Source organism: Nocardia sp. CDC159, assembly GCF_023740735.1.
GTDB lineage: Bacteria > Actinomycetota > Actinomycetes > Mycobacteriales > Mycobacteriaceae > Nocardia > Nocardia pulmonis.
Window position 1 is genome coordinate 91,670 of the sequence record NZ_JAMRXH010000021.1, and the last position, 11,880, is coordinate 103,549.

General features: G+C 69.6%; 7 protein-coding genes. 2 read left to right on the plus strand and 5 right to left on the minus strand.

What is annotated here, in order from left to right; genetic code table 11:
- The first annotated feature begins 233 nt into the window (after positions 1 to 233).
- Positions 234 to 1,670 (plus strand): NAD(P)/FAD-dependent oxidoreductase, encoded by a 1,437-nt coding sequence (locus NDR87_RS32775; protein WP_251917738.1) that lies wholly within the window; start codon positions 234 to 236, stop codon positions 1,668 to 1,670.
- Between the two features lie 47 nt (positions 1,671 to 1,717).
- Positions 1,718 to 2,449, plus strand: a complete 732-nt coding sequence (locus NDR87_RS32780) for a response regulator transcription factor (protein ID WP_251917739.1) — start codon at positions 1,718 to 1,720, stop codon at positions 2,447 to 2,449.
- Between the two features lie 12 nt (positions 2,450 to 2,461).
- Here the strand turns inward: NDR87_RS32780 and NDR87_RS32785 are convergent, their stop codons facing one another.
- The 5 genes from NDR87_RS32785 to NDR87_RS32805 are packed head-to-tail and all read right to left on the minus strand — an operon-like array spanning position 2,462 to position 11,860.
- On the minus strand, positions 2,462 to 3,844 hold the full coding sequence (locus NDR87_RS32785) for an NAD(P)/FAD-dependent oxidoreductase (protein WP_251917740.1): 1,383 nt from the start codon (positions 3,842 to 3,844) through the stop codon (positions 2,462 to 2,464).
- Positions 3,837 to 8,156, minus strand: coding sequence for an amino acid adenylation domain-containing protein (locus NDR87_RS32790; RefSeq protein WP_251917741.1), 4,320 nt, complete (start codon positions 8,154 to 8,156; stop codon positions 3,837 to 3,839). Before NDR87_RS32790 ends, NDR87_RS32785 begins: the two co-directional genes overlap by 8 nt.
- The gene (locus tag NDR87_RS32795; protein ID WP_251917742.1) at positions 8,153 to 9,931 is read right to left on the minus strand and encodes a non-ribosomal peptide synthetase; all 1,779 of its coding nucleotides are present in this window, start codon (positions 9,929 to 9,931) and stop codon (positions 8,153 to 8,155) included. The genes NDR87_RS32790 and NDR87_RS32795 overlap by 4 nt, the downstream gene beginning before the upstream one ends.
- Positions 9,928 to 10,803 (minus strand): alpha/beta hydrolase, encoded by an 876-nt coding sequence (locus NDR87_RS32800; protein WP_251917743.1) that lies wholly within the window; start codon positions 10,801 to 10,803, stop codon positions 9,928 to 9,930. Before NDR87_RS32800 ends, NDR87_RS32795 begins: the two co-directional genes overlap by 4 nt.
- Positions 10,796 to 11,860, minus strand: a complete 1,065-nt coding sequence (locus NDR87_RS32805) for an acetylserotonin O-methyltransferase (RefSeq protein ID WP_251917744.1) — start codon at positions 11,858 to 11,860, stop codon at positions 10,796 to 10,798. Before NDR87_RS32805 ends, NDR87_RS32800 begins: the two co-directional genes overlap by 8 nt.
- Positions 11,861 to 11,880: the final 20 nt, after the last annotated feature.

Below are 11,880 nucleotides of genomic sequence, written 5' to 3' on the forward strand. Positions count from 1 at the left end.
TGCCGAGTTACGTTTCGGCTACGACAAGATGTTTGACCCGTTCCGAGGCCATTGATAAAATGTTTTCAATTAGAACGGATTGAATTCGGACAGACTTGATTTCGTCCTTTCGCAGCCGTTTCCGAAGCTGCGCCGTGTATGCATGGCCCCGGACGATCCCGGGGCCAATTGTCGTGTGGCGGGGGTTCGGGGGCGCGGCAGCGGCGTGAACGCAGTGCAGTGGAGGAAAAACAGTGCCGGGGCCCACGCAACGAGATGTCAGAAACGCCTTCGACGGTGGCCTGCCACCGCAGCGCGCGGGCGAAAGGGTGATCGTCGTCGGCGCCGGGCTGGCCGGACTCGCCACCGCTTATGAATTGCGTAGGCAGGGCGTCGATGTCATCGTCCTCGAGGCGAGCGATCGGCCGGGCGGCCGAACCTGGACCTTCCGGTATCCCTTCGCCGATGATCTGCATGCCGAGGCCGGTGCGATGACCGTGACCGACCACTGCCACTACACGATGCGCTATCTGCGGGAAATGGGTGTCGACACCGAGCCCAGCGACCTCGTCGACACCGATTTCGCCTACTACCGCAACGGCATCCGCATCCGGCCCGACCGGATCGGCGATCACGCCGAAACCCTGGGACTGCATCCGGACGAGCGGGACCGCACGGTCGCCGATCTGATCGCCGGATATGTCACGAAGCCGAACGAGGAACTCGGCCCCGAACTCGCCGAACCGTTCTGGACCCCCGCCCCGCGCCTGCTGGCGCTGGACCGGATCTCGGTGCGGCGCATTCTCGAGCAGCGCGGCGCCTCCGCGGCCGCGATCGACCTGATGGAGCCGATGTTCCTGGAGATGCGCGGCGGCGAACTGGAATCCGCCTCGGCCATGGCGTGGGCCCGGTACGAATCGGGCCCGCGGTCGTTCTCCACCGCCGATGGCGGCTGGCACAAGATCGCCGGCGGCACCGACCGGCTCGCCCGGGCGCTGGCCGACCGGATCAAGGATCGAATTCACTATCGCAGTCCCGTCGTTCGCATAGCCCAGACCGCGGACGAGGCGCAGGTGACCTATCTCGATCGCAATCGGCTGCGGACCCTCGGTGTGGACCGCGTGGTCGTCACCGCGCCGTTCAGCAGCCTGCGGCGGGTCAATCTCTCCCAGGCCGGACTTCCGGCGGCGAAACATGCGGCGATCCGCCGCCTGCGCTACGCCTCGGTGCTGCGCGTCTTTCTCCAGATGCGCACGAAATTCTGGCCCGAGCAGCGGCTGATGCTGTCCACCGACACCCCGATCCGCACGGTGCGCGACGCCACGCCGCGGCTGCGCGGTCCGCGCAAGATCGTCGAATGTTGGCTCACCGGCTGGCCCGCTCAGGCGGCCGCCGCCATGAGCCCCGAGGAGCGAATCGACTTCGCGCTCGGCGAACTCGAACCGATCCTGCCCGGCGCGCGCGCCAACTTCGAATTGGGCACCTCGATCGCCTGGGACAACGAACCGTACATCGGCGGCGCCTATCTCCTGCCGGAGACGGGCCACGGCGAGCTCATGGCGCATACCGCGGCGCCGGTGGGCCGCCTCCATTTCGCCGGTGAACACACCGCATTCGAACCCAACGGCGGGTCGATGAATTACGCACTGGAATCGGCGGTCCGAGTACTGCTCGAACTGTCCGACCGGTGATTACCGACAATTGAATCCGAATCGAATAGCGCTGGAAGGGAGTACCGTTGCTTCACCCGCGTCTGTTGGTGGTAGCCGATTGCGAGGGCCGCGAGGATACGGTCATCGACCTCAGACGGCACGGCTTCGACCCCGAATCGGTCACGACCGGAGCCGAAGCCTTGGCGTCCTATCCCGAATTCGATGTGGTGCTCGTCGATCTCGAATTCTCCGAGTTCGACGGGCTCACCCTCTGCCGAGAAATCCGCAACGCCAGCGACATTCCCCTCATCGGCTTCGCCTCCTACGAACTCGACCGGGTGCTGGCCCTGGAGGCGGGCTGCGACGACTGCGTCGTGAAGCCGTATCACAGTCGCGAGCTCATGGCCCGCCTGCGCGCGGTGCTGCGGCGGGTACACATGATGACCCAGCCCACGCTCATCGCCGGACAGCTGGAGATCAACTCGTCGCTGCGCGAGGTCCGGCTCGACGGGCGGCTGATCGAGCTGACCCGCAAGGAGTTCGAACTGCTGCGGCTGCTCGCCGCCGAACCGCACCGGGTCTTCTCCAGGGCCGAACTGCTGCACCGGGTCTGGGGCTACACCGAGGTGGACGCCGAGGTCACCTCGCTGGCCAGCCGGACCATCGATACGCATCTGAGCAGCATCCGCAAGAAGCTGGGCTCGCCGCACTGGATCGTCACCGTGCACAGCATCGGCTTCCGGTTCAACGACGCGGCCATGCGCGGTAAGCCGGTCCATGCCGCCGAGGCCGCCCGCGCCAGCGGCAGGGCGGGCTGACCGGCCCCGCCGCTATCCGGTGCGCTTGCGCGCGAACCGATCTCCGTACAGCTCCACGAAATCGGCGATGATGGCGTCCTGCTCCCGGTGCAGGTCGCGGCCGTGGCACAGCGAATCCAGCGCCGCGCTCAGTTCCCGGTGCACGCGCTCGGCGGCGTCGTAGGGCATGTGGGTGAAGGCCACCAGCTGATACAGCGGGGTGTACAGCTCCGGCCACAGCTCGTGCAGCCGCCGCTCGAGCGCGCGGCGCGCCAGGAACAGCGGGTCGTTCACGTGATCGGACAGCTCCTCCAGATTGCGCAGGGACAGTTCGGCCAGCGTATGGCCGGCCCGCACCCGCACGTCGCTGTACTGCTCGGCGACGGCCCGCGCCGCCACCGCGCTGTCGTGCTGGATCGTGGACCGGCACTTCTCCAGCAGGCTCGCCAGCGTGGCCGCGTCCTCGAAGCTGCAGTTGATGCCCTGGCCGAAGAACGGGACCACCGCGTGGGCGGCATCGCCGACCAGCACCGCCCGCCGATGGTGGTAGGGGGCGCAGGTGACGATGCGCAGCACCCCGGGGCTGCGGGTCGCCAGATCCCTGCCGACCCCGTTCATTCGGCCGAAGACATCCGGGAACTGCGTGGCGCAGTAGGTGCTGATCGCCTCGGCCGACGGGAGTCCGGAGAAGTGCCGGTGCCGGGCATCACCGGCCAGCGGCTTGAACAGGCTGGTGGTGAAGGTCTGATCCCGATTCGGCTGGGCCTGCAGGAAATGATCGCCGCGTGGCCACAGGTGCATGCCGGTCGGATCGGCGTCGCCGTAGTCCATCGTGATCTCGGCGTAGCCGTGCGAGATGATCTCGCGGGTCACCCACAGCTGCTGCGGATGCGCGGCGGCGATGGCCTCGCGCACGGCGCTGTTGGCTCCGTCGCAGCCGACCAGCAGATCGCCGGTGACCCAGGTGGTGGCGCCGTCGCGACCGCGCAGCAACGCCGCCGGGCGGGCGGTGTCCACATCGATACACGCCTGGCCGTAATGGATTTCGGCCCCCGCCCGCAGGGCCTGGTCACGCAGGATGTCCTGCAGGACCCGGCGCGGTATCGACAGCAGGTGATGAGCGTCGGTGGTGCCGTACGGCTGGGTGGAGATCGCGCCGTCGCGGTGATGGATGATGCGTTTGGCCAGCACCGCGCCCTGGAGGTAGAGGCGGCGCTTCACCGAGCGGGGCAGGCAGTCCAGCCCGCGCGAGGTCAGGGTGAGGTTGAACGAGTGGCCGGATCCGGTTCCCGCCGACTCCGTTCCCCGTTCGAACACCCGCACCCGCAGCCCCTGCCGCCGCAGCAGCGTGGCCAGCGCGCAGCCGACCGGACCGGCCCCGATGATGACCACCGAGCGAATCGCCAGTTCAGGCACTGTGAACTCCTCCCTGAGGGACCGCTTGCGGCGGCCGGACGGCGCCGACGACGCGGAAGTACTCGAACATTCCGTGAATCCAGCCCGGTTCCGCCGCCGGGAACGGGCAGCCGAGTTCGGCCAGCGCGCGCTCGGAGCGGGCATTGTCGAACGAATGCGCGCCCAGCCGCAGCACGCCCTCGCGCATGAAGGGCACCAGCGGCCCCAGACCCGCGCGCTGGTCGCCGGTCTCGACCTGCCGTTCCAGCTCCGCCAGCCAGGTGGGCAGATCCGTCGGATCGAGCGCATAGCCGTGCGTGCGCATGGCATCGAGAATGGTCGGCCAATCCAGACCCTCGGCGTGGTACAGATGCCAGGTCTCGTTGTCCGGCTTGGCTTCCGACAGCCGCACGATCGCCCGTGCCACGTAGTCGACCGGCAGCAGATCGACCGGCGGCGCCTCGGCCATCTCGTCCGGATAGCGCCCGAGCAGCGCGAAACTCTTCATCTGCAACCAGAAGAAGTCGTCGTGCCGGCAGGCCCCGGTGCGGCTGTGCCCGCCGATGCGCCCGACGCGGTGCAGTGTGACCGGCAGCCCCGCCCGGCGCGCCCGCAGCGCGAGCTGTTCGGCGACCCATTTGCTCTGCGAATACCCGATGCCCAGCGAGGCCGGATCGCCCGGCACCGCGTCCTCGTCGATCACGCCGGAGGAGGCATCGGGTGGGAAGACGGCCAGTGTCGAGATCAGCCGCAGCGGCGTGGCGTTGAGCGCGCAGAATTCGATCAGGTGGCGCAGGCCGTCGACATTGGTGCGCTTGACCGTTCGATACGGGACGACGAAGTTGATGTGCGCCGCCGCGTGATACACCTGGCTCACCGCACCCGCCAGCGCCTGGTATTCCGTGCCCAGGCCGAACCGGGGCCGATCGAGGTCGCCGGGGCAGATCTCGACCTCGTCCAGTCCGGCCGGGTCCAGGGCGAACTTGTCGAAGGCGGCGCGTAGCCGCTGCCGACCGTGTTCGACGCTGTCGGCGCGGATCAGGCAGCGCACCCGATGGCCGGTCCGGCGCAGCTCGTCGAGCAGGTGGCTGCCGAGGAATCCGGTTGCGCCGGTGAGCAATACGACGCCGTCGGCCGGTTCCCGGCGCGGTCCGACGACCAGGTCGGGCAGGGCGGCCTCCGCGCGCAGATCCACGTCCGCGGCGCCGTCGCGGCCGGTGAGGATGCGGGCCATGCCCCGCGGGGTTGGGTTGTTCAGCAGGGTCGACAGCCCGACCTCGGCGTGAAAGCGCTGTTTGGCCAGCCGATGCAGGCGGGCGGCCAGCAGCGAGTGCCCGCCCAGCGCGAAGAAGTCGTCATCCGGTGTGCCGGGCCGCTGCCCGAGCACCTCGTACCACACCTCGGCCACCGCCCGTTCCGCATCCGTCCAGTCGCCGACGAGAACCGTGGTGTCGTCACCGGATTCGGCGGCGAGCAGCGTCTCCAGCGCTCGCCGGTCGGTCTTCCCGTTCGGCGTCACCGGAATGGCATCGATGCGGGTGAGCCCGCGCGGGACCATATAGTCCGGCAGGACCGCCGCCAGTCGCGTGCGCCAGTCGGCGGGCGGTTCGGCGGCGCTTTGGACGAAGCCGTGCAGCACGCGGTCGGCGCCCGCGGCGATCGCGATCACCGCGGCCGCGTCCACGCCCAGCTCTCGTTCCAGCGCGGCCACGACCTCGCCGGGCTCGACCCGGTAGCCGCGTATCTTGACCTGGTCGTCCTTGCGGCCGCGGTAGTGCAGGTGACCGTCCGGTGTCAGCACGACCGCGTCGCCGGTGCGATACATGGTCTGTCCCGCCACGAACGGGTCGGGCACCATGGCGCGGCGCGTCCGGTCCGGCAGGCCGATATAGCCGGGGGACACGACCGGGCCCGCGACGCACAGTTCGCCCTCGACGCCGAAGGGCGCGAGCCGGTCGTCGCCGTCGAGGACGTAGGCGTCCACGCCCGCGACCACCCGCCCGATCGAGGGCAGCGCGGGCCAGGCGCCCGGATCGGCGGGCAGCCGTTCCCAGCTGCACAGGTGCGCCTCCGACGGGCCGTAGGCGTTGATCAGCCGAGCATTCGGATTGCGCCGGAACATGATTCGCAGATCCTCGGTGATCACCACCCGCTCGCCGGTGACGACCACCTCGCGCAGGGCGGGCAACTCGATCGCCGAACTTCGCAGCACGGCCGCGAGCTCGCGCAGCGCGACGTAGGGAAGGTACATCCGCTCGACGCGCTGATCGGCCAGCAGTGTGGCCAGAGCCTCGAAATCGGTGCGGGCCCGCGCGGGCGGGATCACCAGAGTGCCGCCGGTGCACAGGGATCCGAAGACCTCCAGGGCGAAGACGTCGAAGGCCGGGGGCATGTACTGCAGCGTGCGCAGGGGTCGGCCGCCGGAGAACAGCGCCTGGTTGCGGACGAGATTGGCCAGGGTGGTCTCCGGCATCGCGATGCCCTTGGGGCGGCCGGTGGTGCCGGAGGTATACACGACGTAGGCCGTGTCCCGCGGTGTCTTGCGCTGGTCGGCAATGGGTTCCGAGCCATCGGTGAGATCCGGTGCGGCGATGACCGCGAGCCCGTCGGGCGGGTACAGCCCTTCGAGGTCGATGCCGGGGTCGCACACCAGGATGGTCGCGCCGCAGTCGGACAGGGTGAAGTTCAACCGCTCCCGCGGCAGATCCGCATCGAGGTTGACGTAGCTGCCGCCCGCGCGCAGGATGCCGATGATCACCGCCACCAGGTCGACCCCCGGCCGCAGCAGGACCGCGACCGGGCGGCCGTCGCGAACTCCCCTGGCGGCAAAGCTCTTCGCCACCGCCTCGGCGCGGGCCGCCAAATCGGCGAACGAGGTCACCGTCTCGTCGGTCACCACCGCGGGTTCGGCGCCCGATCGCGCGACGGTCGCGGCGAACAGGTCGGCGGTCAGCTCGGTGCCCAAGGCGGGTGCGGCCGTGCGGCGTGCGCACAGCTCGCTGATCGCGTGGCGCTCGGCATCGCTGATCCAGCGCAGGTCCCGCACCCGCGCCTCGGAATCGACGAGCGCGCTGGCGACCAGGGTCTCCAGCCGTCGCGCCAGATAGTCGGTGAACTCGGCACCGCCGGGCGCGGTCGTGGTGTGCTCGACCTCGAGGGTGAAATGCCCCGCGGTCTCGTCGACGAGGATCGCCAGCTCGTACTTCGCCCCACCGGGTGCGTGTTCCCACGTCCGCACCCCCCACTCTCGCAGGTCCAAACGACGTGCGGCCCAAGGCATCACGGTGATCATCGCGTCGAACGGGTCGCCGTCGCGATTGCCGCCCGCGCGCAGCGCACCGATCACCGCCGCCAGCGGTGCGTGCCGGTGCCGCAGCGCCTCGAGCATGTCCCGCTTGACCGTGCGCAGCACATCGCGCAGGCTCGCGCCCGGCCGCAGCCGGTGGCGGAGCACGACGGTATTGGTGAGATGCCCCAGAACCTCGGCGTCACCGCCCTCGCGGACGGTGACCGGAATGCCGAGCAGAATGTCGTCGCGACCGGTATGTCGATGCAGCAGAACGAAAGCGAGCGCGACGAAGAACATGCTGGGGGTGAGGCCCTGCGCGGCACAGAACTCCCGTACCCGCGTCGTCGTGCGGGCATCGAGCACCCGCTGGCGGACCACGTAGCGCGGCGGCTCGTCCCCGGGTAGCCCGATCGGCGCGCGGGCCGGAGGATCGGCCAGCCTGTCTCGCCAATAGTTCAGCGTCTCGGGCGCACCACAGCGCTCGGCCCAGCGGGCGTAGGACTCGAGCGCCTGCCGCGCCGGTTCGGGGCCGCGATCCGGCGCGACATAGGCCGCCTCCACCTGGGTGAGGTACGGCTTGAACGACATGCCGTCGAAGACGGTGTGATGGATGTTGAAGATCAGCACGCTGCGGTTCGCGTCGGGCACCCGCAGATGCCGAACGCGCGCGAGCGGGCCCGCGCGCAGATCGAAGACCGTGCCCGCGACCTCCGCCAATTGCGTTGCCACCCAAGCCTCGGCGTCACCGCCGGGATGCTCGCGCAACTCGACGATCGGATCCAGCTCCGCATGCACCACCTGCCGCAGCTCGCCCTCGGCGGCCTGCTCGAAGGTGGTGCGCAGCGCGACGTGCGCGCGGTGAACCGCGCGCAGCGCCGCGACCAAACGGTCGTGATCGAGCAGCCGGTCGGGGCGCAGCACCAGGGGCTGGTTGTATGCCGTGGGATCGGGCCCATGGATGCTGGCGAACCACATGCCGGGCTGGGCCGGGGAGGCCGGGACGCGCCCGGCGTCGGTCGCGGGACGTTCGTTGATCGCGGTCATCGCTGCCCTCGTGCACGCTTGGTGCGGATCAGGTCGGCGACACCGCGCACGGTGCCCACGCCGACGATCTCGTCGGGCGCCAGGGCGACGCCCACGACGTCCTCGAGCCGAGCCCCCAGATCGATCAGATGTAATGAGGTGACACCGCTTTCGATCAGTCCGGCGTCCAGTTCGATCGCCCGATTGGCCGTCACATCGATCAGGGTCGAGCGGATGAGCTCGGCCAGCCGGTCCGGCGCGCCGCCGCGCGAGCTGCTCCCGGTCTGCGCGGACCCGAGCCGCCCCGCCAGCTCCCTGCGGTCGATCTTGCCGTTGGCATTGAGCGGAAAGGACTCCAGGACAAGGATCTTCGACGGCACCATATAGTCGGGCAGGCGGTTGCGCAGATGTTCGAACAGTGCGTCTTCGGACAGTTCGCGGCCGGGCATGGGCGTGCACCACAGCGCGAGCTGATCGGCCACCCCGCCGCTGGGCACCGCCTGGGCCACCGCGCGCTGCACGCCCGGAAATGCCTCGGCCGTCACCTCGACATGCCGGGGCTCCACCCGGAAGCCGCGCACCTTCAGCATCTGGTCGGTGCGGCCCGCGAGCACGATCTCCCCGTCGTGGGTCAGCTTGGCCAGATCGCCGGTCCGCAGCAGCCGACGGCCGTCGTGTTCGACGAATTTGCGGTCGGTGAGGTCCGGGTCGCCGAGATAGCCCAGCGCCACGCCGTCGCCCGCGATGCACAGCTCGCCGATCCGGCCGGGCGGGCATTCGTCGAAATATTCGTCGCGCACCGTCATTTCGACCGTCGGCATGGGCCGCCCGACCGGGATCTCGGCGTCGGTCAGATCCGCCGGGGTGATCTTGTGCACCGCGGTGAGGGCGGAGTTCTCGGTGCAGCCGAAGGCATTGAACAGATCGCCGTCGAGGACGGCCAGGGCCCGCTCGAGGTGGGCGGCGGACGGGAAGTCGCCGCTCACGATGACCGTGCGAACGTTGGCCAGGCTGTCCGGATGATGTTCGACGAGCAGATTGAACAGGCCCACCGACAGATTGAGAACGGTGATCCGCTCGCGCGCGATCAGCTGCGCCAACTCGCCCAGCGGCGGCACCTCCTGCGGCGCGACCGTGAGCCGCCCGCCGCGTAGCAGACATGTCCAGATGTCGGTGGTCGAGGCGGCGAACGCGGGCTGCGCGAGCTGCAGGAAGCGGTCCTGCGGCCCGGGGGTGAAGCCGGTGAGATGCCGTGCCACGCGGGCGATTCCGCGGTGCGCGATGACCACCCCCTTCGGCACGCCGGTCGAACCCGAGGTGAACAGGATGAAGGCGGGCGCCTCCGGGCCGACCTCGGGCCGCACCGGCTGCACGGGCAGAGCCGCCGCGGCGGTGCGCAATTCGTCGACCGGCAGGCACGCGGGCTCGGGAAGGCCGTCGGCGGTGGCGGAGTCGGTCACCGCGAGCGCGGGTTCGGCGGCCCGGAACATGCGCGCCTTGTGTTCGGCGGGGTGGCGCGGATTGAACGGCACCACCACCAAACCGGCGCGCAGGACGCCCAGGAACACCTGATAGGTGGCCAGGCCGCGCTCGAGGTGCACCGCGACCCGCTCACCCGGGGTGAGTCCGCGATCGCGCAGCGCCCGCGCGATCCGGGCGCTCAGTGCGTCCAATTCGGCATAGGTCAGAGTTGTCAGGCCGTCGGAGATCGCCTCGCGCGCGGCATATTCGGCCGCGGTCCGCTCGAACGCGTCGACGATCGTCTCCGTGGTGACGGCCGTATTCGTCGTCGTCATCGCGCGGAGGTCACCGTCCCTTCTCGTGTGCGGGAGCCCATCGGGGCTAGCTGGCTGAGGGTTTCCCGGCCGAGCGGGGTCGCCGGATCGGCCAGGTCCAGCGCCAGGTCGAAGTGGTCGCGATCGGGCACGATCAGTGAGGTCACCGGAATCGACCGGGCGGCAAGGTATTCGGCGTAGCGCTCGTGCTGGCGCAGATAGGTGCGCGTCTCGTACTGCCCGGCGGCGAGCAGGACCGCGTCGCAAGGCGGTGCGGGCATGCCCAGCGGACTGCAGTCGCGGGCGAGGCCGGGCGTCAGCCGCAGGGCGTCGTTGACATAGGTTCGCGGAATCTCGGTGAGGTCGTACAGCCCGCTCAGCAGGCAGGCGCTGCGCACCCGCGGCGTCGCGCCGACGGCCAGCGCCGCGGCGAGCAGATGCGCCCCGGCGCTGCTTCCGGCGACATGGATGCGCTCCGGGTCGATGCCGAACAGCGGCCCGGCGTGGGTAAGCCAGTCCAGTGCGCGCGCCACCGAGCCGATCATGTCCGGCAGCTTGCGGGCCGGGGCGAGGCCGTAGCCGACCGCCACGAACGCGCAGCCGTGCGCCACGGCGTGTTCGGCCGCGAAGCAGGCCTCCTCGATGCCGGACTCCTGCCAGTGCCCGCCGTGCACGAAGACCAGCACCGGCGTCCGCGGTCCCCGGATGCCCGCTGGCGCCGCGGGAAAGACGTGGCAGCGTTCGCCGCGCTCCTCGCCGTAGCGCACCGCGAGATGTACGTCGAGCCGCGAGCGCGCGGCATCGCTGCGCATCCGGTACCGCCGCAGCGATCCGGCCGGATCCCGCGCGACCGAACTCGGCGAGTACTCCCGGTCGAGGTCCGGCTCAGACATGGGGCTTACGTCCTTCGATGACCCCGTGCGGCGTCCAGCCCTCGTTGTATATCCGGGTGATGTCGACGAATCCCGCTGCGGCGAGCCATTCTTCGTGTTCGCGCCACCGGTAGATCGTCGACTCCTCCGACGGCAGCGTCGCGAAGTACACATTGTCGAGCGCGGTGTAGAGCGGCCCGCGCCCGTCGTCGTCGGCGAACGCGTTGAACACGACCACCCGCCCACCGGGCGCGAGCGCCTCGTGCGCGCGTTTCAGCAGCGCCAGATTCTGCTCCGGCGACCAGATCACGAACTGATGCGCGAACAGCACCAGGTCGTGGCCGTCGGGCAGCGGGTCGCCGAACATGTCCCCGGCCACCGCGTCGAGCCGGTCGCCCAGTCCGGCGGCGGCGATATTGTCGCGGGCCACCTCGACCGCGCCCTCCAGATCGAACACCGTGATCCGCAGGTGCGGATGGGCGCGCGCCAGTGCGATCGCGTTGACCGCGTCACCGCCGCCGACATCGAGGATCGTGGTCACCTCGCGGTAGTCGACCTGATGCAGCAGCACCGGATTGGATAGCTCCGACCAGGAGTGCATGCCCCGAAAGAACAGATTCTCCAGCTCCGGGGTCTGCTCCAGCCGGGTGTAGAGGTCGCCGCCCGTGCCGGGCAGATGCCGCAGGCCCAGATTCTTACCGGTCCGCAGCGATTCGGCGTATTCCATCGCGGGCAGATACGACAGTCGCTGCTGGAAGTCGATGATGTTGCGGATCAGCGGCCAGGTGCCGTCCTCCATTGCGGCCCGCAGTGTTTCGCCCAGCGCGTAGTGGTCGTCCTCGCGTTCGGTGAGATGCAGTGCGGTCGTGCCGAGCAGCAGCTTGCGCGCCGATTTGGCGGGTAGGCCCAGACCGGCGGCGGCCTGATCGGCGGTGCACGGTCCGTTGAGCGAAAGATATTCGAACAGTTGCAGTTCCGAGGCCGCCCGCAGTTGCTGGAAGGCGGCGAAGCCGAACAGCACCGGGACGAGCGAGCTGAGGTCGACCGGTTTGGTCGTGCCGGTCTCGAGTTCGGTCATCGTGATCGTTTTCCTCCAGA

Excerpts from the sequence above, each read along its gene's own strand:
- NDR87_RS32790 (WP_251917741.1), bottom strand. The coding sequence starts at position 8,156 with ATGACCGCGATCAACGAACGTCCCGCGACCGACGCCGGGCGCGTCCCG.
- NDR87_RS32795 (WP_251917742.1), bottom strand. The coding sequence starts at position 9,931 with ATGACGACGACGAATACGGCCGTCACCACGGAGACGATCGTCGACGCG.
- NDR87_RS32800 (WP_251917743.1), bottom strand. The coding sequence starts at position 10,803 with ATGTCTGAGCCGGACCTCGACCGGGAGTACTCGCCGAGTTCGGTCGCG.
- NDR87_RS32805 (WP_251917744.1), bottom strand. The coding sequence starts at position 11,860 with ATGACCGAACTCGAGACCGGCACGACCAAACCGGTCGACCTCAGCTCG.